25 protein-coding genes are annotated in these 21,317 nt (G+C 66.8%); 17 read left to right on the top strand and 8 right to left on the bottom strand.

The window, feature by feature from the left end; genetic code table 11:
* The first annotated feature begins 31 nt into the window (after positions 1 to 31).
* Positions 32 to 178, top strand: a complete 147-nt coding sequence (locus tag ACLIJ1_RS02685; RefSeq protein WP_411363935.1) for a hypothetical protein — start codon at positions 32 to 34, stop codon at positions 176 to 178.
* Between the two features lie 16 nt (positions 179 to 194).
* A complete protein-coding gene (locus ACLIJ1_RS02680) occupies positions 195 to 476 on the top strand; it encodes a DUF427 domain-containing protein (RefSeq protein WP_411363934.1) in 282 nt (93 codons plus the stop codon).
* 20 nt (positions 477 to 496) lie between these two features.
* On the opposite strand, the gene ACLIJ1_RS02675 is transcribed toward ACLIJ1_RS02680, so the two are convergent.
* Entirely contained in the window at positions 497 to 898 is a 402-nt protein-coding gene (locus tag ACLIJ1_RS02675) for a carboxymuconolactone decarboxylase family protein (protein ID WP_411363933.1), read from the bottom strand.
* Between the two features lie 25 nt (positions 899 to 923).
* On the bottom strand, positions 924 to 1,907 hold the full coding sequence (gene ylqF / locus ACLIJ1_RS02670; protein ID WP_411363932.1) for a ribosome biogenesis GTPase YlqF: 984 nt from the start codon (positions 1,905 to 1,907) through the stop codon (positions 924 to 926).
* 110 nt (positions 1,908 to 2,017) lie between these two features.
* Between ylqF and ACLIJ1_RS02665 the strand changes: the two genes are divergently transcribed.
* Positions 2,018 to 2,500 (top strand): SRPBCC family protein, encoded by a 483-nt coding sequence (locus ACLIJ1_RS02665; RefSeq protein ID WP_411363931.1) that lies wholly within the window; start codon positions 2,018 to 2,020, stop codon positions 2,498 to 2,500.
* Here the strand turns inward: ACLIJ1_RS02665 and ACLIJ1_RS02660 are convergent, their stop codons facing one another.
* Positions 2,501 to 2,689, bottom strand: coding sequence for a YgaP-like transmembrane domain (locus ACLIJ1_RS02660; RefSeq protein WP_411363930.1), 189 nt, complete (start codon positions 2,687 to 2,689; stop codon positions 2,501 to 2,503).
* A 212-nt stretch (positions 2,690 to 2,901) separates the two neighbouring features.
* On the opposite strand from ACLIJ1_RS02660, the gene ACLIJ1_RS02655 reads away from it, so the two are divergent.
* Positions 2,902 to 3,198 carry a 2Fe-2S iron-sulfur cluster-binding protein gene (locus tag ACLIJ1_RS02655; RefSeq protein ID WP_411363929.1) on the top strand — a complete coding sequence of 99 codons (297 nt, stop codon included), beginning with the start codon at positions 2,902 to 2,904 and terminating at the stop codon, positions 3,196 to 3,198.
* 17 nt (positions 3,199 to 3,215) lie between these two features.
* Here ACLIJ1_RS02655 and ACLIJ1_RS02650 read toward each other — a convergent pair whose 3' ends face one another.
* The 3 genes from ACLIJ1_RS02650 to ACLIJ1_RS02640 all read right to left on the bottom strand — a co-directional run bounded on the left by ACLIJ1_RS02650 (position 3,216) and on the right by ACLIJ1_RS02640 (position 6,844).
* Entirely contained in the window at positions 3,216 to 4,115 is a 900-nt protein-coding gene (locus tag ACLIJ1_RS02650) for a dienelactone hydrolase family protein (protein ID WP_411363928.1), read from the bottom strand.
* 91 nt (positions 4,116 to 4,206) lie between these two features.
* A complete protein-coding gene (gene gshA, locus ACLIJ1_RS02645) occupies positions 4,207 to 5,772 on the bottom strand; it encodes a glutamate--cysteine ligase (protein WP_411363927.1) in 1,566 nt (521 codons plus the stop codon).
* Positions 5,773 to 5,803: 31 nt separating this feature from the next.
* Positions 5,804 to 6,844, bottom strand: a complete 1,041-nt coding sequence (locus tag ACLIJ1_RS02640; RefSeq protein ID WP_411363926.1) for a tRNA dihydrouridine synthase — start codon at positions 6,842 to 6,844, stop codon at positions 5,804 to 5,806.
* A gap of 138 nt (positions 6,845 to 6,982) precedes the next feature.
* Between ACLIJ1_RS02640 and ACLIJ1_RS02635 the strand changes: the two genes are divergently transcribed.
* The 9 genes from ACLIJ1_RS02635 (at position 6,983) to ACLIJ1_RS02595 (ending at position 14,721) form a co-directional block, all read left to right on the top strand.
* Positions 6,983 to 7,531, top strand: coding sequence for a FecR domain-containing protein (locus ACLIJ1_RS02635; RefSeq protein ID WP_411363925.1), 549 nt, complete (start codon positions 6,983 to 6,985; stop codon positions 7,529 to 7,531).
* Between the two features lie 57 nt (positions 7,532 to 7,588).
* Positions 7,589 to 8,185: an OmpA family protein gene (locus tag ACLIJ1_RS02630; protein ID WP_411363924.1), complete on the top strand. Its 597-nt coding sequence runs from the start codon at positions 7,589 to 7,591 to the stop codon at positions 8,183 to 8,185.
* 8 nt (positions 8,186 to 8,193) lie between these two features.
* A complete protein-coding gene (locus ACLIJ1_RS02625) occupies positions 8,194 to 8,682 on the top strand; it encodes a HugZ family protein (RefSeq protein WP_411363923.1) in 489 nt (162 codons plus the stop codon).
* Positions 8,679 to 9,332 (top strand): RluA family pseudouridine synthase, encoded by a 654-nt coding sequence (locus ACLIJ1_RS02620; RefSeq protein WP_411363922.1) that lies wholly within the window; start codon positions 8,679 to 8,681, stop codon positions 9,330 to 9,332. Before ACLIJ1_RS02625 ends, ACLIJ1_RS02620 begins: the two co-directional genes overlap by 4 nt.
* 32 nt (positions 9,333 to 9,364) lie before the next feature.
* Entirely contained in the window at positions 9,365 to 10,132 is a 768-nt protein-coding gene (locus ACLIJ1_RS02615; protein ID WP_411363921.1) for an SDR family NAD(P)-dependent oxidoreductase, read from the top strand.
* A 113-nt stretch (positions 10,133 to 10,245) separates the two neighbouring features.
* Positions 10,246 to 11,430 (top strand): beta-ketothiolase BktB, encoded by a 1,185-nt coding sequence (gene bktB / locus ACLIJ1_RS02610; protein ID WP_411363920.1) that lies wholly within the window; start codon positions 10,246 to 10,248, stop codon positions 11,428 to 11,430.
* A gap of 4 nt (positions 11,431 to 11,434) precedes the next feature.
* A complete protein-coding gene (locus ACLIJ1_RS02605; protein ID WP_411363919.1) occupies positions 11,435 to 12,793 on the top strand; it encodes an AAA family ATPase in 1,359 nt (452 codons plus the stop codon).
* A gap of 27 nt (positions 12,794 to 12,820) precedes the next feature.
* The gene (locus tag ACLIJ1_RS02600) at positions 12,821 to 14,278 is read left to right on the top strand and encodes a vWA domain-containing protein (RefSeq protein ID WP_411363918.1); all 1,458 of its coding nucleotides are present in this window, start codon (positions 12,821 to 12,823) and stop codon (positions 14,276 to 14,278) included.
* 131 nt (positions 14,279 to 14,409) lie between these two features.
* On the top strand, positions 14,410 to 14,721 hold the full coding sequence (locus ACLIJ1_RS02595; protein ID WP_411363917.1) for a YkvA family protein: 312 nt from the start codon (positions 14,410 to 14,412) through the stop codon (positions 14,719 to 14,721).
* Here ACLIJ1_RS02595 and ACLIJ1_RS02590 read toward each other — a convergent pair.
* Positions 14,691 to 15,431 carry a 2OG-Fe dioxygenase family protein gene (locus ACLIJ1_RS02590; protein WP_411363916.1) on the bottom strand — a complete coding sequence of 247 codons (741 nt, stop codon included), beginning with the start codon at positions 15,429 to 15,431 and terminating at the stop codon, positions 14,691 to 14,693. The genes ACLIJ1_RS02595 and ACLIJ1_RS02590 overlap by 31 nt on opposite strands.
* A 144-nt stretch (positions 15,432 to 15,575) precedes the next feature.
* On the opposite strand from ACLIJ1_RS02590, the gene ACLIJ1_RS02585 reads away from it, so the two are divergent.
* Positions 15,576 to 16,019 carry a bacteriohemerythrin gene (locus ACLIJ1_RS02585; protein ID WP_411363915.1) on the top strand — a complete coding sequence of 148 codons (444 nt, stop codon included), beginning with the start codon at positions 15,576 to 15,578 and terminating at the stop codon, positions 16,017 to 16,019.
* An 88-nt stretch (positions 16,020 to 16,107) separates the two neighbouring features.
* Positions 16,108 to 16,959 carry a DUF2189 domain-containing protein gene (locus ACLIJ1_RS02580; protein WP_411363914.1) on the top strand — a complete coding sequence of 284 codons (852 nt, stop codon included), beginning with the start codon at positions 16,108 to 16,110 and terminating at the stop codon, positions 16,957 to 16,959.
* Positions 16,960 to 16,966: 7 nt separating this feature from the next.
* Here ACLIJ1_RS02580 and ACLIJ1_RS02575 read toward each other — a convergent pair whose 3' ends face one another.
* Entirely contained in the window at positions 16,967 to 18,661 is a 1,695-nt protein-coding gene (locus ACLIJ1_RS02575; RefSeq protein ID WP_411363913.1) for a long-chain fatty acid--CoA ligase, read from the bottom strand.
* 318 nt (positions 18,662 to 18,979) lie between these two features.
* On the opposite strand from ACLIJ1_RS02575, the gene ACLIJ1_RS02570 reads away from it, so the two are divergent.
* Positions 18,980 to 20,002 carry an amino acid ABC transporter substrate-binding protein gene (locus ACLIJ1_RS02570; protein ID WP_411364771.1) on the top strand — a complete coding sequence of 341 codons (1,023 nt, stop codon included), beginning with the start codon at positions 18,980 to 18,982 and terminating at the stop codon, positions 20,000 to 20,002.
* 113 nt (positions 20,003 to 20,115) lie between these two features.
* Positions 20,116 to 21,315, top strand: a complete 1,200-nt coding sequence (locus ACLIJ1_RS02565; protein WP_411363912.1) for an amino acid ABC transporter permease — start codon at positions 20,116 to 20,118, stop codon at positions 21,313 to 21,315.
* The last annotated feature ends 2 nt before the right edge of the window (positions 21,316 to 21,317 follow it).

The following is a 21,317-nucleotide window of genomic DNA, read 5'->3' as shown; positions in this document are numbered from 1 at the left end:
CCGCCTCCCGCGGCCCTTTCTGGAGCACACCATGGGCAAAGAACAGCGCAACGAAAAGATGAGCAAGAAACCGAAGAAGGACTCTTCGCTGCCCAAGGGCCCCGCCACCTCGGACCGCCCGGTCGCCCCCACCACGTCGGTCATTCCGCGCGGCAAGGAAAAGGACAAGTTCAAGTGAGCCGGAGCTGAGCCGCATGAAAGCCACCTGGAACGGCGCCGTGATCGCCGACAGCGACGACACTGTGCTGGTCGAAGGCAACCACTACTTCCCCGAAGCTGCCCTCAACCGCACGTTCGTCACCTTCAGCAACCACCGGACCACCTGTCCGTGGAAAGGCGAAGCGAAGTACCTCTCGCTGCTGGTCAATGGCGAACTCAATACCGACGCCGCCTGGTACTACCCGGACCCCAAGCCCGAAGCGGAGAACATCCGTGGGCGCGTGGCGTTCTGGAAGGGCGTGAAGGTCGAGGGCTGAGCCCTTTCCCCGCAGGGGGTTCAGCCTTGGTCGAACACCGGGTCGACCGGCACCTGCAACGCCGTCGCCAGCTGGTTCGTCTTGGCGGCCAGCGCGATGATGGACATCAGCTCGGCGTGCTGCTCGCGCGTCATGCCCTTGGCCGTCGCGGCCGCCGTGTGCGAGTGCACGCAGTAGCTGCAGCCGTTGATCACTGACGCGGTGATGTAAACCATCTCCTTCGTCAGCGGGTCCAGCGTCGACGGCGTCGCCATCACCCGCTTGACCTCGGCCCAGGTCTGCTCCAGCAGCGCCGGGTCGAAGGCCAGGTAGCGCCACATGTTGTTGATGAAATCCGTCTTGCGCGTGGCACGGATGTCGTCGAACACCGCTTTCACGCGAGGATCGGATTCGGGGTTCGGGTTCGGGGCAACGGTGGACATCGGTGTTCTCCTGTGAGGGGCGGGTTCAGCGCGACTTGCGCGCTGCAGTGCGCTGATCCACCTTGGGCTTGCGCTCCGGGCTGATGTGCCCCTCGTCGCGCAGCTTCTTCTTGCGCGCCGCGCGCTCGGCGTCGGCCTGCTTGCCGGCCTTGAGCCAGCGCGCGAACTGTTCGGGCGTTTCGAGCGTGATGCGGCCCAGATGCTGCGAACGGAAATCGGCGATCACCAGTTCGGCCGCTTTCTGCATGTTCACCTTGCCGCCGCCGGCCAGCGCGCCCCGCTTGCGGCCGATGGCTTCGAGCAGCTCGTCGTCGTGCGTCTGCGCCCAGGCCTCGGGCGAAAGACCCAGCGGGTAGCGCGCTTCCATCAGCGCCGGGTAGTCGGTCTTGAGCTTGGCGATCAGCTCGTAGGCCACCTCTTCCTCGTCGTAGGCGTTCTTGCCCACCGCCCCGCTGGCGGCCAGGTTGTAGCCACTCTCGGGCACGAAGATGCGCGGCCAGAGCATGCCCGGCGTGTCGTAGAGGTAGAAGTCGTCGGCCAGGGCGATGCGCGACTCGGTGCGGGTCACGCCGGCTTCGTCGCCGGTCTTGGCCGCGCGCTTGCCCTTGAGCGTGTTGATCAGCGTGGACTTGCCGACGTTGGGAATGCCGCAGATCAGAACCCGCATCGGTTTGACCATGCCGCCGCGCTTGGGCGCCAGCTGGAAACAGGCGTCGATGAGTGCGCGCGCCGGCGCGGTCACGCTGGCATCCAGCGCGATGGCCTGCGTGTCGGGCAAGGCGTTGTAGTGCGCCAGCCAGAGTGCTGTGCGCCCGGGGTCCGCCATGTCCTGCTTGTTGAGCACCTTGAGCGTGGGCCGGCCGCTGGTGAGCTGCTGCATCAGCGGGTTGGCACTGCTGCCGGGCAGGCGCGCGTCGAGCATCTCGATCACGACGTCGATCTCCTTGACGCGGTCGGCGATCGCCTGGCGCGTCAGGTGCATGTGTCCGGGGAACCACTGGATGCTCATGGAACGGGGAGCTTTCTGTTCGCGGCCGACATTGGAGTCGGCTCTCTGGTGGAAGCACGCGGGTGCGTGCCACAATGAATTTTCAGACACACCACCCGAAGAGGAGACACATGGCCATCACCGTCAAGATCGATCTGGGCTACGAGTTTGCCGTCAAGGCCAAGGCCGCCGACGTGTTCGAGGTGCTCTCCGATGTACCGACATCGGTCAGCCATTTTCCCAAAGTCGACCAGCTGGTCGACATGGGCAACAACACCTACCGCTGGGAGATGGAAAAAGTGGGCACGGCGCAGGTCAACATCCAGACCGTCTACGCCTGCAAGTACGCCAGCAAGTGGGACACGGCCAAGGGCCAGGGTTCGGTGAAATGGACGCCGGTCAAGGGCGTGGGCAATGCCCAGGTCTCGGGCAGCTGGGCCGTCACCGATCAGAAGAAGTCGACAGGCATTGTGCTGGCGATCCAGGGCGACATCGAGGTGCCGCTGCCCGGCCTGATGAAGATGGTTGTCGTGCCGGTGGTCGAGGGCGAGTTCGAAAAACTCGTCGAGAAGTACATCGCCAACCTCATCAAACGCTTCGGTGGCGAAGCCTGATCAGGATTCGGCGCGAACCTGCAGTTCCACCAGCGGACAGGCGTTGATGATCGCGGTGGTGAGCACCAGGCCGGCGGAGGCAAGGGCCAGCACCTGCAACACGCCAGTGAGCGAGAACATGGCGGCCAAGAGAATCAGGGCGCCACAGAAGAAGCGGTAGGTCCGGTCTGCGCCGGTCAGGCTGTACATGGTCAGGAACTTGGGGCTAGGGAAAACCCGAACTTTACCCGACGCACCCCCTGACCGGTTTGATGCTTCTCAACTTGTCCCAAGAAATCCGGGACAAGCTTGTGGATAAGTGTGGAGAAGCCCTGTACGGCCGGCCCAAGTCCTTGTTCTGCATGGATTTTCTACAGTTTGCCTGTTCAACAGGCAGTCCGGTGTGCGGTTAGATTCGGGGCATGCCCGAACCAGATCATCCCCAGCCGTGGACCCTGCACCTCCCTGCACACGGCGTGTCGTTGCCGGTGCCGCAGGACCGGACCTTGCTGCAGTCGATGCAGCTGGCCGGCATCCCCTGGCCGGCTTCGTGCCGCAACGGCACCTGCCGCAGCTGCATCGGCCATCTGGCGTCGGGAACGGTGCGCTACGGCGTCGAGTGGCCCGGCCTGCTGCCAGAGGAGAAGACAGGGGGCGCCGTGCTGCCCTGCGTGGCGTTCGCGACCAGCGACGTCACCCTGACGCCACCGCGCGACTGACCAGCGACCGGATCGCCTCAGGCCTTGAGGGTCTGCGCGAAGAACGCGAGGGTGCGGTCCCAGGCCAGCTTGGCCGCCGCCGCGTCGAAGCGCGGCGTGGTGTCGTTGTTGAAGCCATGCTGCGTGCCCGCGTACTGGTGCGCGGTGTAGCGCACGCCGGCCGTCTTGAGCGCAGCCTCGTAGGCGGGCCAGGCGGCATTGATGCGCTCGTCCACGCCCGCAAAATGGATCAGCAACGGCGCCTTGACCTTGGCCGCATCTTCGGCGGGCGGGTGGTTGCCATAAAACGGTACCGCCGCGGCGAGATCGGGCAGCTGAGTGGACAGGATGTGCGCCATGCCGCCGCCATAGCAGAAGCCGACCACACCCATGCGGCCATTGCCTTCGGGTCGGGCCTTGAGCGCACCGGCAGCAGCGATGAAATCCTGCCGCGTCTTGGCCTGGTCCAGCTGGGCGAACAGCGCGCGGGCCTTGTCCTCATCACCCGGGTAGCCGCCCAATGGTGTGAGCGCGTCCGGGGCCAGCGCGAGGTAACCGTCGACCGCCAGCCGGCGCGCGATGTCTTCGATGTGCGGATTGAGGCCGCGGTTCTCGTGCACCACCAGCACCGCCGGCAACTTGCCGCTGGCGTTGGCGGGCTTGGCGAGATAGGCCTTGACCTTGCCGTAGCCCGAGGGCGAATCGAACTCGATCCGCTCGGTGGTGATGCGAGGATCGCCCTGCGGCACCACCTGCGCGATCGCGAAGTCGGGGCTAAGGGCAGCCAGCAGACCGGCAGCCGTCAGGCCACCAACCGCGAACTTGGCCGCACGGTCGAGAAAGCCGCGCCGGTCGATGTCGCCGTGCACGTAAGCGTCGAACAGGATCAGCAGTTCCTGGTCGAAATCGGCGGCGGTCAGGCGCGGGGTCGGTGCCATGGCGGTCTCCCAAAAAGTGTGGAGAGCGCAGCTTAGGCCCGATCGTTGACGTCCGCGATACACCCTGCGCCAGCAGGGTTTCCGGGCGGCCTCAGGCGGCCTGGGGAAGGGCCGAACGCGGCATCAGGCGCGCGGGCGACACGTATTCCTGGCGGTAGATCTCGAACGGCATCGAGTCGCTCGCTTCGATCGCTTTCTGGTCAGCGACCGACTGCTTGGCCATGGCTTCGTACCGCGCCTGCTGGGCCTCGGTCCAGGGCAGGTCCAGCAACTGCTGGCGAATGCCCTGCGAACGGGTGCGCACGAAATGGATGAACGAGGCACTGTGCTCACGCTGCGTGGCCGCGAGCACGCGCGCCGAAGGCAGCGTGTCGGGCGCCAGCAGGGATGCTCGCGCCTGCGCCACCGCTTCGGCGTGCAGGGAACCACCACCGGAGGCGTCGAGCGCGGCCGCGATCGGCACCAGCTGGTCGACGATCTCCAGACCCCATTGCTGCAGCGGCACGGCTTCACCGTGGCGCATCAGCTGCAGACCCGGCTCGCGCCCGCGCGCTGCCGTCAGGTGCTGGTTGCGGGCCAGTTCCTGAATCTCTTCCGGCGTGTCGCGCGGGCTGTCGGCCAGCAGGCAGTGCAGCAGGAACACATCCAGGAAACGCAGCGTCTGCGCGTCGATGCCGATCGCCTCGAACGGGTTGAGGTCCATCAGGCGGACTTCGATGTACTCGACGCCGCGTTCGCGCAGGGCGTGCAGCGGGCGTTCGCCCTGGCGGATCACGCGCTTGGGCCGGATCGTGCCGTAGAACTCGTTCTCGATCTGCAGCAGCGTGGTCGCCAGCTGGTTGTAGTCGCCGCCCGGGTTGCGGATGCCGACCGCCTCGTACGCCGGCCAGGGGCGGGTCAGCGCGTCGTGCAGCGAGGCGGCATAACCTTCGAGCCCGTTGTAGCTGACCGACAGCGAGGACTGGGCATCGCTCTGGTAGCCGAGACGCCCCATGCGCAGGCTGGTGCCGTAAGGCATGTGCAGCGAGCCGCTGCTTCCCAAGGGTTGCAGCTCGTGGTCGCGCCCTTCGACGAAGGTCGAACAGAGGGCCGGAGACGCGCCGAACAGCGTCAGCAGCAGGAACGCGTGCCGGCGGAAATTGCGGATCAGCGCGAAGTAGCCATCGTTGTCGATGCCAGGCATCGACCAGTTGTAGTGGATGCCGCTGATGGTCTGCATGCGCCGGCCGTAACGATGGCCCAGGCCCATGCGGTAGACACTCTTGGCCCGGCCGACGTTGCTGTTGCCGTAGACGCCCAGTGGAATGGTTTCGTCGGTCGGCAGACCGCAGGGCATGCTGGATGCCCAGAGCATTTCGTCGCCCGCCGCCCCGCCCTGCGCGCGCAGGGCGCGCAGCGTGAACTGGTGGACCTCCTGCAGTTCGGCGAGGCAGCTCTCGACGCTGGGGTGCACGCCGGTGATCAGCTCCAGCTGCGACTCGGAGTAGTCGGTGGTGATGTGCGGATGCGTGAGGGCACTGCCCAGCGCCGCGGGATGTGGTGTGAGCGCAAGCCGGCCATCGGGTTGTGCGCGCAGGCTCTCCTTCTCCAGTCCGCGCCGCATGCCCTTGATGCGTTCGGGTCCCAGGCTCTCCAGCCGCTGTTGCAGGGTCTTCATGTTGGTCTCTTGTCTTGACTGCGGCCGCACGTTAGCACGCCACCGCAATCTCTGCCTGAGGCACGGAGATCGCCGCCTGTGGCAGGCGGCCCGCGGGGTTTTCCCCGGGCAACTGGTGCGGCTGGGGCGCGTGATGCGCCAGCCAGGCGTCGACATGGGCCGGATCGTTGGATTCGCGCAGTGCATCGAAAGCGGTCTGCGCTTCGGGGTAGCGCTTGCGCAGGTAGTTCAGCCACTGCTTGAGCCGCCCGGCCCGGTGGCGGCGGTCCACCCGCGCGCTGACCTGGATCCAGAACGTCGCCAGCAGGGGCGGAATCTGCGACCAGGGCACTGCGCCTTCGGTCTTGATCGCCAGTGCCAGCCCGGGGTCGGTGACCATGCCACGACCGATCATCAGAGCGTCGCAACCGGTGACGTCCAGGCAACGCCGCGCCTGGTCCACAGTCCAGACTTCTCCGTTGGCCACCACCGGAAGGTGCCGACCGGCTGGCAAGGCTGCCTTGACCTCGGCGATGCGCTCCCAGTAGGCGGGCGGCCGGTAGCCGTGCGCCTTCGTACGGGCGTGGATCACGAGTTCATCGGCCCCGGCTTCGGCGATGGCCCGCGCGCAGTCTTCGGCCACCGCGTCATCGCCGTAACCCAGCCGCATCTTGGCCGACACCGGCAGGTGGGCGGGCACGGCGCGCCGCACCGCCGACACGATGCGGCCGATCAGCTCGGGCTCGTCCAGCAGCACGGCGCCGCCCCGGCTGCGGTTGACCGTCTTGGCCGGGCAACCGAAGTTCAGGTCAACACCGAACGGACTCAGAGAAGCCAGGCGCGCCGCATTCTCGGCCAGACAGACCGGGTCGGAGCCCAGCAGCTGCGGCCGCACCGGCACCCCGGCCCGGGTGCGCCCGCCGTTGAGCAGCTCGGGCACCACGCGCACGAACGCCCGCTCGGGCAGCAGGGTGTCGGTGACCCGGATGAATTCACTCACGCAGCGATCCACCCCGCCGGTGCGCGTGAGCACGTCGCGCAGCGTGGCGTCCAGCAGGCCTTCCATCGGCGCGAGCAGCAGGGTCGGAGTCATCAAAAGGAAACGGGGCCAGAGGGGAAAGTGACAAGCGTCACGGGGTGGCCAGCCAGGGGCGCGATTGTAGGTGGCCGACCGTCCTGTGCCGCCGTGCAGCGGCTACCATCCGGAATGCATTGTTGTACGGAGATCCGCATGTCACCCACCACCGCCCGCCGCCTGTTCTGCCCCCTTGCGGCCTTGGCACTGGCGTTGTCCGCCTCGCTGGCGTGGGCGCAGGCTCCTGTGGCCGCCGCAGCAGATGCCGGCCGGGCAGGCACCTTCAAGCAGGTGCAGGGGGAGGTCCGCCTGGGCAAGGACGGCACAAGGTCTGCGCCGCAGTCCGGTGACGCGGTGCGCTCCGGCGAACGCATCGCTACTGGCCGCGACGGTGCCGCCAGCGTGGTGCTCAAGGATGGCACGGTGCTGACGCTTGGGCCCAACACCACTGCCGACCTGAGCCAGTTCCAGTACGACGCCACCACCCAGGAAGGCAACTTCGCCCTGGATCTGCTGCAGGGCTCGCTGCGCGTGGTGACCGGGCTGCTGGCCAAGATCAATCCGGACCGCTTCAAGGTCAAGACGCCCACGGCCGTGGTGGGCGTGCGCGGCACCGACTTCATCGTCGAGGCGGCTCCCAAGCTGGAGCCCCTTCAGTTTTATTTGAATCACCACTGGAGAGACCATAGTAGACTGCGGCGATGACGCTCCCGAGCAACATCTCCGTGCGCTGCGACACACTCTGTCGCGGCTGATCCCTACATGGTCCAGACCTTGTTCCGGTGGTCATCGGCCACCCTCGCCGCCATGCTCTGCGCTGCCTGCGCCCCCGCGGGTCGTGTGGTGCTGCTGCCGCAGCCCAATGTATCCACTGCGGTCACTGTCAGTACCGCCAAGGGCAATGCCCTCCTGGACACACCCTACGCCGCCACCGATGTGAGCGACAAGGGCGAGCTCAAGAAGGCAAGCTCCAGTGAGTCCGAGGTGAAGGAGAGCTACCCGGACCTGCTGCGTCTGCAGCCACCGCCGCCCCAGAGATTCACCCTGCGCTTCCTGCCGGGCACTTCCGACCTCACGCCCGAGTCGGCGGGCGAGCTTGACGCCATCATCGCCACGGCGCGCGCGCGCGCAGGTGGTGAGATCGTGATCGTCGGTCATACCGACCGCCAGGGTGCTGCCGACGCCAACGACGCGCTTTCGCTGCGGCGCGCCAACGCCATTCGCGACATCCTCACCGGCAAGGGTTTCAAGGCCGAGTTGGTCGATGCGGTGGGCCGCGGCGAGCGTGAGCCCGTCGTGCCGACGGACGACGACGTCGCCGAGCCGCGCAACCGCCGGGCCGAGATCATCGTCCGCTGAAGGCGCCGATGGGAGAGCACAGCCTGACCCGGGCACTGCGCGAGCTGCTGCTCGCACGCCGCACCGCCGCCCTGGGCACCCGCGACGCTGATGGCGAGGTGTTCGTCTCCATGGTGCCGTTTGCCATCGACCCAAGTACGCAGGAGCTGGTGCTGCACGTCAGCGGTCTGGCGGCCCACACCGGCAACCTGCAACGCCATCCGAGGGTTTCACTGCTGGTCACCGCCGCCGAAACCGAGGGCGAACCGGTGCACGCGCTGCCGCGCGTGACACTGGACGCCATCGCAGCGATCGCCGAACCGGGCAGCGAAGCTGCGGCCAGAGCCCGGGATGTCTACCTGCAGCGCTTCCCCGAGGCCGAGATGATGACCACGCTCGGCGACTTCCGCTTCGTGCACCTGCAGGTGCAGGGCGCGCGCCAGGTCGCCGGCTTCGGAGCTGCCCGCAGCCTGCCGGCCGACGAGGTCCGCAACGCGCTGGCCCCAGCTAAGGAATGACTGGCCCGCTGCCCCTGGTGTTTGCCGACGAACACCTGCTGGTGTTCGACAAGCCCGCCGGCTTGCTGGCCGTGCCCGGTCGTGGCCCCGAGAACCAGGACTGCCTCAGCGCCCGCGTGCAGGCCGTGTATCCCGACGCATTGATCGTGCACCGGCTGGACATGGCCACCTCGGGCCTGATCGTGATGGCGCGCGGCATCGAGTCACAGCGGCGGCTCAGCATGAGTTTCGAGAAACGCCTAGTGCACAAGCGCTACATGGCCGTCGTTGCGGGCTCCCTGAACAACCCCCTGACAGACAACGGCTGGAACACCATCGACCTGCCCCTGATCGTGGACTGGCTGGCGCGCCCGCGCAGCAAGGTCGACCACGAGATCGGCAAGCCCAGCCAGACACGCTGGCGCATCGCGGCCGAGCCGGCACCGATGCCGGAAACCACCCGGCTCGACCTCGAACCCATCACCGGCCGCTCGCATCAGCTGCGCGTGCATCTGATGGCGATCGGCTTCCCCATCGTCGGCGATCCGCTGTACGCCAGCGAGACACGGGAGGCGATGGCGCCGCGCCTGCTGCTGCACGCGCAGGCGATCGAGATTCCGCACCCGGTCACCGATGCAACGATGCGCTTTGAAACGCCCTGCCCGTTCTGACGCCCCGGCCGGCGCCTGTCACACTCTCCACCATGCAAGACCTTGTCATCCTCACCGGCGCCTCGCGCGGCATGGGGCTGGCGATGGCACGACAGCTGGTCGCTCCCGGCCGCCCGCTGCTCTGCCTCTCGCGCCAGACCCGTCCCGACCTGACCGAACTGGCCCAAGCCCGCGGCGCCACCGTGCTGCAGTGGTCGGTTGACCTGGCCGATCCCGCGCCCGTGGCAACGCGGCTGCAACAGTGGCTGTCGCAGCTGGATGCGCCCAGCCTGGCCAGCGCCACCCTGATCAACAACGCGGGCGTGATTCCCGAAATCGCACCGCTCGAACACTGTCCGCCCGACGGCATCGCGAACGCACTGCGGGTCGGCCTCGAAGCGCCGATGCTGCTCACGGCCGCCTTCCTCAATGCCAGCGGCGCCTGGGTCGAGGCCGGCTGGCGCGGTCCGCGCAAGGTGCTCAACATTTCTTCCGGGCTGGGGCGGCGGGCGATGGCCGCGCAGGCGCCCTACTGCGCCGCCAAGGCGGGCATGGACCACTTTTCCCGCTGCGTGGCGCTGGACGAAGCGCGGCGCCAGCACGGCGCCAAGATCGTTTCGCTGGCACCCGGGGTGATTGACACCGACATGCAGGTCCAGTTGCGCGCTGGTGATCCCGCCGGATTTCCCGATCTCGCCCGCTTCCAGCAGCTCAAAGAACAGCACCAGCTCGCCAGCCCCGGGCAGGCGGCCACGCAGGTGCTCTCATTTCTCAAGCACCCCGATTTCGGCACCGACGTGGTGGCCGATGTGAGAGCCTGACTGGCCTGCGGCGCACAAGGCCCGTGTAAGCCTCACGCGCATACCATGACTGGCTGAGCGGCCGAAACCGGCCGCACCAGAACCCACACCCACCACAAGCACAGGAGATGAACATGAGCCGAGAAGTAGTTGTCGTCAGCGCCGCCCGCACCGCCATTGGTACCTACGGGGGCAGCCTCAAGGACACGCCGCCCACCGAGCTGGCCGCCCTGGTCGTCAAGGAAACGCTGGCACGCGCAAGCGTGGACGGCAAGGATGTCGGCCATGTGGTGTTCGGCCACGTGGTGAACACCGAGCCCAAGGACATGTACCTGTCCCGCGTCGCCGCGGTCAACGGTGGCTGTGCCGAAGGCACGCCCGCCTTCAACGTCAACCGCCTGTGCGGCTCGGGCCTGCAGGCCATCGTCTCGGCCAGCCAGTCCATCCTGCTGGGCGACTGCGACATCGCCATCGGCGGCGGTGCCGAGAACATGAGCCGTGGCCCCTACGCCAGCCTCTCCGCCCGCTGGGGCGCCCGCATGGGCGACACCAAGATGGTGGACATGGTGGTCGGCGCGCTGCACGACCCCTTCCACACCATCCACATGGGTGTGACGGCCGAGAACGTCGCCGCCAAATTCGGCATCACTCGCGAGATGCAGGACGCGCTGGCGGTCGAGAGCCACAACCGCGCCGAGCGTGCCACCGCCGAAGGCCGCTTCAAGGACCAGATCGTCCCGGTCATGCTCAAGAGCAAGAAGGGCGAGGTCGCCTACGCCACCGACGAGCACTTCCGCCCGGGCTGCAAACCGGAGGACATGGCCAAGCTCAAGCCGGTGTTCGTGAAGGAAAACGGCACCGTCACCGCCGGCAACGCCTCGGGCATCAACGACGCCGCCGCGGCCGTGGTGCTGATGGAAGCCGGTACCGCCAAGGCGCGTGGCGCCAAGCCACTGGGCCGCCTGGTGGCCTACGCCCACACGGGCCTGGACCCCAAGATCATGGGCATGGGCCCGGTGTCGGCCTCGCGCCTGGCGCTGCAGAAGGCCGGCCTCACGGTCAACGACATGGACGTGATCGAGGCCAACGAGGCTTTCGCCGCCCAGGCGTGTGCCGTGACCAAAGAGCTCAGCCTGGACCCGGCCAAGGTCAACCCCAACGGCTCGGGCATTTCGCTCGGTCACCCGATCGGCGCCACTGGCGCGCTGATCACCGTCAAGGCGCTGTACGAACTGCAGCGCATCGGCGGCCGCTACGCACTGGTGACGATGTGCATCGGGGGCGGTCAGGGCATCGCGGCCATCTTTGAACGCGTGTGACGCCATGCGCTGGGCAGCCGCCATCGATGAACTTGAGCGCGGCCTGCTCCAGCGCGACGTCGCAGCCCGGGCGCTGTTGCTGGCGGCGCTGGCCGGGGAGCATGTGCTGCTGCTCGGCCCGCCGGGCACGGCCAAGAGCGAGCTGGCGCGCCGCCTGCAGCGCCTGCTGCCCGGGGCCCACTACTTCGAGCGGCTGCTGACCCGCTTCTCGGTGCCCGAGGAGCTGTTCGGCCCGCTGTCCCTTAAGGCCCTGGAAGACGACCGCTACGAGCGGCTGACTGCGGGCTATCTGCCCTCGGCCGAAGTCGCTTTCCTCGACGAAGTTTTCAAGGCCAACTCGGCCATCCTCAACACCCTGCTCGGCCTGCTCCACGAACGCTGCTTCGACAACGGCAGCCAGCGCGTGGACGTGCCCCTGGTCTGTCTGGTCGGTGCCAGCAATGAGGTGCCCCAGGACGAAAGCCTGCACGCCTTCTACGACCGTTTCCTGCTGCGTGTGCCGGTGACGCCGGTGGACGATGCGCACTTCGCCGCGCTGCTGCAGGCACAGCGTCCCGAAGGCGACGCGCATCCCGATGCCCAGCTGTCGTCCGCATCGCTGGCGGCGCTGCGTGAGCAAGCCGCCCGGGTGTCGCTGGGCGATGCGGCGATCGCCCTGCTGGGTGCTGCGCGCGAACGTGCCAGTTCCACGCAACAGACCGTCTCTGACCGCCGCTGGCGCCAGACCGCCGCGCTGCTGCAGGTACAGGCGGCCAGCCGCAGCGCAGACGAGGTGTCGGTCTGGGACGCCTGGGTGCTGCCCTTTGTGCTCGCCGGCGACCCGCAACAGGTGCCCGGCTGGACCGACTGGTTCCTGCAGACGGTGGCAAAGGCCACACCGCTGGCCATCGACGGCCTGGAGCGTGCCGCGCAGGCGTTCGAACAGCAGCTCGACATCGAGCGCCGCGCACCGGCCGACGCGCAGGACGACAGCGCCGGCAAACTGGCCCTGGCGCGTGCCATCGCGGGCCCGACATCGGAAAGCGAGCTGGTGCGCATCACCAGCGAGCGAGCGCACCGCCGTTACGGCGCACTGCACATCCGCGCCCGCGTGGCGCAGGTGGCCGAGGTGCTGGGCCGGGTGCAGCACACGCAGTCCGCCGTGCACGCGACAGCCGATGAAGTGCTGGCCCAGGCCAATGACCACGGCTGGCTGCCGCCCTCGTGGCGGGAGCGCATCGAGACGATGCACGCACAGCGGCGCGCGCAGGTCGACGCGCTGGCTGCGCGGCTGGCCGAATTGCACGATGGCTTCGCCACCCTGCCCCGGCTGGACGAAGACCAGTCGGCATTTGTACCGACCCCGGTCAGCTGGCAGGACTGAGCAAGCTGCGCCCCAGGCTACACGGCCATGTCTACACAGCCCGCCGACCGCCCCTACCACCACCTCGACGGCCTCCCGCGCGAACTCTGGCGCTGGTCGGTGGTCTGCAGTAGCGGCACAGCAGAAGACCGGCTGGCCCAGGCCGCGCCCTGGCACGATGCGCTGCTGGCCGGGCGGTTGCCCGATGTGGCACTGGACCTCGGCGACCCCGACGCCACCACACCGCTGCGCCACCTGCTGATCGAACTGGACCTGCTGACGATCACCCAGGGCAATCCCTCGCTGGCGCGGCAAATGGTCCAGAGCCTGCTCTGGCATCTGGACGGCCTGATCGACCGGCCAGTCCAGGAAACGCGCGCCGAAGCCATTGAACGCATGGCCGGCGAATTCCGGGAGAACTGGACGCTGCAGCGCCAGGGCTGGGAAGAAGCCATGTCGCTGCTCAAGTCGCTGGGCGACCTCTCGCATCTGCACTGGGACGACCTCAAGGGCCAGCTCAGTCGGCGCGAATGGACCGAAGCGCGGCGAATCGGTGGCCTGCTCGAACGCCTGCCGGCCCTGGCGCACTTCATTGACGGTGTGGGGCGGCGCGCGCAGGACGCCCACCAGCCCACCGCACGCAGCGCGAGACCAGAACAGCCGGCCACGGACCGGGCCGCACCTCGGCCCACCGAGGACGACGAGCGCCGCCCCGAACCCACCGCGGTGGACGGCGTACACCGCTCGCGCGTGATTGCCCGCATGACCGGCAGCGAAAGCCTGAATCTCACCCACCCCGTGCTGCGCCGCCTGTGGCGCGCGCGCTTTGCAGAGGGCCAGTTGCTGACCTACGACGACCGCGCGCGCGAACCAAGGCCCGACCCGCGCCCGCAGCCCGACGGCACCGCAGCGCGCCAGCAAGAAGCCCAACTTGGCCATGGCCCGATGATCATCTGCCTGGACACCTCGGGTTCGATGCAGGGCGCCCCCGAGAACGTGGCCAAGGCCTGCGTGCTGCAGGCTTTGCGCAGCGCCCACACAGGGAATCGCGCCTGCCAGCTGTTGGCCTTTGGTGGACCTGGCGAGCTGATGGAGCGCCCACTGACGCGCGATGCCGCCGGACTGGACGCGCTGCTGGATCTCATGGGTCAGTCCTTCGACGGTGGCACCGATGTGCAGACGCCGATCGAGCGCGCCATCGAACAGGTGCAACAGCAGGGCTGGCAGGACGCCGACGTGCTGATCGTCAGCGACGGCGAGTTCGGCCTGACACCCGCCGCTCTGGCCAGACTGCGTGGCACCAAGGCGCAACTGGCGCTGCGGGTACATGGCATTCTGATCGGCGATCGCGAGACCATCGGGCTGGTCGAGATCTGCGACACGTTGCACTGGGTGCGCGACTGGCGGCGCTACGGCCAGGCCGGCAGCGCAGTGGCCGAGGGTTTCTCCCCCGTCCACAGCCGCAGCCTGACGGCGATGTATTTTCCCAACGCCATCCGGCGCTGAGCGTGCGTTTTGCGCACGTCCGGCGCCAGATGACCAACGGGGGGAACCCTGCCCTTGCAATCGGGGTCCACTGCCCCACACTTCGCGGCGTCCGGATGGTCCGGGCCGCAAGTGTTCTGGAGGTGAACCCCATGTGGAAACGTCTGTCGGTGATCTGGGTGGCCGTGCGCGGTGATGCGAAACGGCTCTGGTACGCGCTGGGGCATCCGCAGGCGCCCACCTGGCTCAAGGCCGGTGCGGCCGCCATCGTGCTCTATTTGCTCTCACCCATCGACCTGATCCCGGACGTGCTGCCGGTCGTGGGCGTGCTCGACGATCTGGTGATCGTGCCGCTGGCATTGCGCTGGCTGCTGTCGCGCCTGCCAGCGCATATCCGGGAGCACGCCGACGCGCGCGCCGACAGCGGGCGGTCTCAATCGCCCTGGAAACCGTTGCGGCGGTAAGTCAGCACCAGCGTGTCGCGCCAGCCAAGCTGGTCCTGCGCCAGCGGCTGGATCGGCGTGGTTTCGTGGATCACGCGCGCATCGTCGAGCAATACCAGCGACCACGGATCGGTCAGCGTGAAACGCTGGCCGGCCGGACCGTCCGCCTCGAAGACGCGGCTCTCGCCACCCTTGATGTCGTGGCGCTCCAGCATGAAGACGGCCACCAGGTCGACGCCATCGCGATGGGCGCCTTCGGGTGTCGGCCGGCCGATGCCGTCGGTGGTGTCGATGCGGAACGGATGGGCTTCGACGAACCAGGGACGGTCGCCGTGCAGCGCCGATACCGCCTCGCCAACCCGCACCAGGATGCGCTGCCACAGCGGGTTCGCTGTCGTGGCCGGTTCCATCGGCTCGAACCAGCGCTGCATGCCACCATGCAGCGCGTTGTATTCCAGCGGCTGCCAGTGCGCGCGGTGCGGCGCTTCGGTCACGGCCGCGCCCTCGACCACAAAACAGCTGTGGCGACGGCGCCGGTAGCGGCCTCCATCGCGCAGGTAGCCGTCGGCGGGCAGATCGTTCCAGGCACGGTGCAACTGCTCGAGTTCGCTGGCATCGGTCGCCAGCCATTCGCGCACGTCGGCGGCGCCAAGCAATGCAAAACCGTGCGCAGCGAGGTCCGTGTCGCGGCGCACAAGAGGTGTGTAAGGTGGGTCAAAAGCGCGGGTCATCCGGGCAGTGTAGCGGTCTGCGGTGGCTCAATTTCCGCGCGGAAACCGGGCCGCCAATGGGCGCGATGCGCGAAGTTTCTGCGCTGGATCAAACATCGCCCCGGGTTGCGCTGCCAAGCTGGACCAACTGACACGGAGGTGCGCATGAACACAATTGAATGGTCCGGAGCTTTGGTGCTGGACTACCCGCCGATGGACGACGTGCACCATGCATTCGTGGATCTGCTGGCGCTGGCGCAGACCGCGCCCGACGACGCCCTGCCGTCCGCGTGGTCGGCGGTGATTGACCACACCGCCCTGCATTTCGGACGAGAGGACGAATGGATGCGGCGCACCAGGTTCGCCGCCGCCGACAACCACATCATGCAGCACAAGGTGGTGCTCAATGTGCTGCGGGAGGGCTTGGCGCTGGCGCGAGGCGGCGATTTCGCTTCGGTGCGCAACATGGCGGGTGAACTGGGTGTCTGGTTCGCCAAGCACACGCAGTCGCTGGATGCGGCGCTGGCGCTGCACATGCGGAGTGCGCAGGCGGAGGCACCGGTGCGGCGTGAAACGTCGCGCAGTGGCCGGATCCACGCACCGACCTGACCCCTGTCACCGGCAGGGTCTCGGGGAAAACCATGTAAGCCCCCAATGCAGTCATGGCTATATTGATCTTTGTCAAAAGGAGATCTCCATGGCGGAAGTACTGCAGGCAGATGCCGCAGCGATAGCAGGGAACATTTCCGATACCGATCCGGTCGCGGACGGAGAGGCCCGCGCAGCGGCCGAGCGCGAAGCGTCGATTTTCTCCTTGCCCCTGGCCCAGCTCAAGACCTCCGACCCGGTGCAGTGGATGCGGCTGGGCTGGCAGGATTTCCGGCGCTGCCCCCGCATCGGCCTGTTCTACGGTCTGTGTTTCTTCCTGATGGGCCATGCGCTGCTGGCGGTTTTCGCCAACGCCCCTGCCTATGTGCTGGCGCTGAGCGCCGGCTTCCTGCTGATGGGTCCGTTCCTCTGCCTGGGCCTGTACGACGCCAGCAAGGCGCTGCAGACGCAGGACCACCGCCCGTCCCTGCGCGCCTCGCTGCAGGCCTGGCGCCCCACCAAGAGCACGATGGCGATCTTTGCCGGCGTGCTGCTGATCCTGGAGATGCTCTGGGGCCGTGCCTCGCTGGTGGTGTTTGCGGTCAGTTTCAACACCCTGCCCGAGAAGGCCAACCTGCTGGCCATGCTGATCGACCCCGAGAACATCGGCTTCGTGATCACCTACGTCATCGTGGGCGCCGTGTTCGCCAGCATCATCTTCACGACCAGCGTGATCTCGATCCCGATGATCATGGACCGCAAGGTGGACGCTGTCTCGGCCGGACTCACCAGCATCCGGGCCTGCCTGCAGAACCCGGGTGTGATGTTTCTCTGGGGCGCTCTGATCACCGGCACCATCCTGTTGGCGATGCTGCCGCTGTTCCTCGGCCTGTTCGTTGCGGGGCCGGTGATCGGCCACGCGACCTGGCACGCCTATCGGCAGATCGTCCCGAAGGAGTGAGCGCGACTCACTCCTTCTCCTGCAGCAGGCGCCACATCACCTTGCCGCTGCCGCTCTTGGGCAGTGCATCGACGAACTGCACCACGCGAGGCGCCTTGTAGACCGCCATGTTCTCGCGACACCAGTCGATGATGTCCTGCTCGGTGGTCTGACCGCGCGCCGCGTCACGCAGCACCACCACGGCCTTCACGCTCTCACCGCGGTACTCGTCTTTCGTGCTGATCACGCAGGCTTCGGCAATTGCCGGATGCTTGAACATCAGCGCCTCGACTTCGGCCGGCCAGACCTTGAAACCGCTGGCGTTGATCATGCGTTTGAGACGGTCGGTGATGAAGAAGTAGCCGTCCTCGTCGACCCGGCCCAGGTCGCCGGAGCGGAAGAACCTCTGACAATTGAAGTCGATGAAGGCGGCTTCGGTGGCATCTGGTCGCTTCCAGTAGCCGCTGAACACCTGCGGGCCTCGAATGATGATCTCGCCCGCCTCGCCCTGGGGCATTTCCTTCAAGGTGTCAGGATCCACCACCCGGGCGTCCACGCTCAGGAACGGGATGCCCAGGCACTGCTGCTTCGGGTTGTCGGCCGGGTTGTTGTGCGAAGGTGCAGCGGTTTCGGTCAGGCCATAGCCCTCGGCGTACCGCAGCCCGAACTGCTCGAACAGGCGCTGGGCCACGGCCTGGGGCATGGCCGCCCCTCCGCCACCGATGAGCACCAGGCTGGAAAGGTCGTACTGGTCGAACCGCGGGCTGGCCAGCAGGTCGATCACCATCGTCGGGATGTTGGTCCAGTGGGTGACCTTCCACTGTGAAATCAGCCGCCCGGCGAGTTCGCGGTCCCAGCGCGGCATCAGCACCAGCGTGGCACCGGTGTAGATGCCCGAATGCATCCCGACCACCATGCCCGTGATGTGGAACATGGGCACCACCACCAGGGACACGTTCTCGTGCGAGCCACCCGTCCAGAGCTGCCCGGCCACGGCGTTGTGCATGATCGAGGCGTGCGTGTGCATGCAGCCCTTGGGCAGCCCGGTGGTGCCACTGGTGTAGGGCAAGACGCTCAGGTCGGAAGGGAGGCGGTCATGCACCGGCGCTGCGGCGGTGCATGCCAGGGCGTCCGCCCAATTGGCCACCGTGCCTCCCGCCATCTGGGGCAACGGATGCCGCGTGGCGAGCCAGGCGGTCCACGTCGGCGGAATGGCTGCGTCGGCGCCGATGGCGTCCGAATAGTGGGCCACGACCAGGTGAGACAGGCGTTGTGGTTCGGGCAGGGCAGCGTTGGCCTGCAGCAGGTCGCCGGCCAGATCGGCCGCGCTGATGGCGACCTTGACGTCGGGATCGGTGATGTAGTGCTTGAGTTCCTCGGCCCGGTTCATCGGATTGACCGGCACCACCACCGCATTCGCACGCAGGATGGCGTAGTGCGCCACGATCCACTGCGGGCAGTTCTGCATGAACAGGATCACCCGGTCCCCCGCCTTCACACCTTGCTGGTGCAGGTGCGCAGCAAGGCGCTCGACCTGATCGTGCAGTTCGCGGTAGGTCGTGGTGCGGTCGAAGAACACCAGCGCAGGCTTGTCCGGATAGCGCTGCGCACTGACCCAGAGGTTGAACCACAGCGAAGTCGCGGGCGGTGTGATGGCGTGCGGCAGACGCCGTGGCCAGAAGCGGTGGTGCGGGCGGACGGTGGCTGGCGAGTCGGTCGTCATGGGCTTGTCTCCTGGTGCCTTTTTTCGAACGAAGCATACGTTCGGGTGCTCCGAAAAGGAAAGCACACTTGTCGCTGGCGGGACGGCCCACAGCACGGCCAGCTGGCATGGAACCTGCTGATGAAAAACCACGGATCCGGGGCCCAAGCGGCAAACGATGCGGCCATACATTCTTCGCATAGTTTTCCCACGTAAACCCCGATGTCCTGCCCTGCTGGGCGGGAATACATTCGTTCGGCGGGCGCGGGGTGCCCCGATCCGGTGCACCCTGACCCTGTCTGTTCACAACTTCCCTACAAACCGGAGTGACCGATGAAAATGAATTCCCTGAAACTGGCCGTGATGTCCCTGGGTGCCGTGGCCGCCCTGACCAGCCTGCCCGCACACGCCGGCAAGACGCTGGACGCCATCAAGAGCCGTGGTCAGGTCATCTGCGGCGTCAACACTGGCCTGGCCGGGTTCTCGCAGGCAGACGCCAGCGGCAACTGGACCGGCCTGGACGCCGACTACTGCAAAGCCCTGGCCGCCGCCGTGCTGAGCGACGCCACCAAGGTCAAGTGGGTGCCGCTGAATGCTCAGCAGCGCTTCACCGCCCTGCAGTCCGGTGAAGTCGACGTGCTGTCGCGCAACACCACCAACACACTCACCCGCGACGCTTCGCTGGGCCTGAACTTCGTCGGCGTGAATTACTACGACGGCCAAGGCTTCCTGGTGCCCAAGGGCAAGATCACCAGCGCCAAGCAGCTCAAGGGCGCCACCGTCTGCGTGCAGTCCGGCACCACGACCGAGAAGAACCTGACCGATTACTCGCGCGCCAACAAGCTCAACATCAAGCCTGTGGTGTTCGAGAAGCTCGAAGCATCGACCGGCGCCTACTTCTCCGGCCGCTGCCAGGCCTACACGACCGACGCCTCCGGCCTGGCCTCGACCCGTGCCAAGGAAGCCAAGGACCCGGCTGCCCACGTGATCCTGCCCGAGCTGATCTCCAAAGAGCCCCTGGGCCCGATGGTGCGCCGCGGCGACGACGAATGGTTCGCGATCACCAAATGGGTGCTCAACGGTCTGATCGAAGCCGAGGAATACGGCATCACCCAGGCCAACGTCGACCAGCAGAAAACCAGCACCGACCCGCAGGTCGGCCGCATGCTGGGCTCCACCGAAGACCTGGGCAAGCTCCTGGGCCTGGACAAAGAATGGCTGGCCCGCTCGATCAAGGCCGTGGGCAACTACGGCGAGATCTTCGAGCGCAACGTTGGTCCGAAGACCCCGCTGAACCTGCCTCGCGGCAAGAACGCGCTGTGGAGCAACGGCGGCTTCCTGTACGCCCCTCCCCTGCGCTGATCTTTCTCCACTTTCGTGGACGAACACTGGCACAAGTGGCCTGTGGAAGGAATTCCCCAGGTGCTTGTGCCGGTTTTTTTACGCCTCTTGAATCCTGAATCGGGACCGACGTCATGAACACAAGTCCGATGATCGAAGCGCGGCCGCAACCCGGCCGGCGCCGCCGATCCATTTCCTGGAACAGCCGCGAAGGACGCGGTGTCCTCTATCAAGTCATTGCCCTGCTCTCGGTGGTCGGCTTTGTGGCGCTGTTGGTGCGCAACACGCTGACCAACATGCGCGAACGTGGCATCCAGAGCGGTTACGACTTCCTCAGCGAACCGTTCGGCTTCGACATCAGCGAGACGCTCATTCCGTACGACGTGATGAGCAACTACTGGACAGCCTTTTCCATCGGCCTGCTCAACACCCTGAAGGTGGCCATCGTCGGCATCGTGCTGGCCACCCTGCTGGGCACGCTGGTCGGCGTAGGCCGTTTCTCCGGCAACTTCCTGCTGCGCAAGATCTGCTACTGGTATGTCGAGTTCTTCCGCAATGTGCCGGTGTACCTGCAACTCCTGATCTGGTACATCGTGTTCACCGAAGTGCTGCCGGCCTATGAAGACGCCTGGCAGCTTGGCCATTTCTACCTCAGCAAGAACGGCTTTTCGTTCCCCTGGCCCGAATGGCACACCGGCCAGAGCCTGGCGCTGGCGGGTGGGGCGGCGGGCGTGTTCGCGGCCTGGTTCTACAGCCGCATGGCGCGCCGGCACTTCGACCAGACCGGACAACAACGCCCTGTGTTCCTGGTCAATTTCGCCCTGATCGTTGGACTGTCGCTCGTTGGCTGGCTGCTCGGCGGCGCACCGACCACCTGGAGCCTGCCGACCCGCGGTGACTTCCAGATCGAAAACGGCGCCGCCGTCACGCCCGAGTTCATGGCCCTGCTGATCGGCCTGGTGTTCTACACCGCGTCGTTCATTGCCGAAATCGTGCGCTCGGGCATCGCCTCGGTCTCCCTCGGTCAGCACGAAGCCTCGGCCTCGCTGGGTCTGACCAAGCGCCAGTCGATGCGGCTGGTGGTGCTGCCACAGGCGCTGCGCGTGATCATTCCGCCGCTGACCAGCCAGTACCTGAACCTGACCAAGAACTCGTCGCTGGCGGTGGCCATCGGCTATCCCGATCTGGTGTCGATTGCGCAGACCTCGCTCAACCAGACCGGTCGAGCCATCGAAGCGCTGTCGATCGTGATGGCGGTCTACCTGACGCTGTCCCTGATCACCTCGGCGCTGATGAACTGGTTCAACGCCAGTGCGGCGATCCGCGAACGTTGAGG

The organism is Hydrogenophaga sp. RWCD_12, assembly GCF_046604225.1.
Taxonomy (GTDB): Bacteria; Pseudomonadota; Gammaproteobacteria; order Burkholderiales; family Burkholderiaceae_C; genus Hydrogenophaga.
Note: the sequence above shows the minus strand (reverse complement) of the source record. Positions and strands in the feature narration are given on the sequence as shown.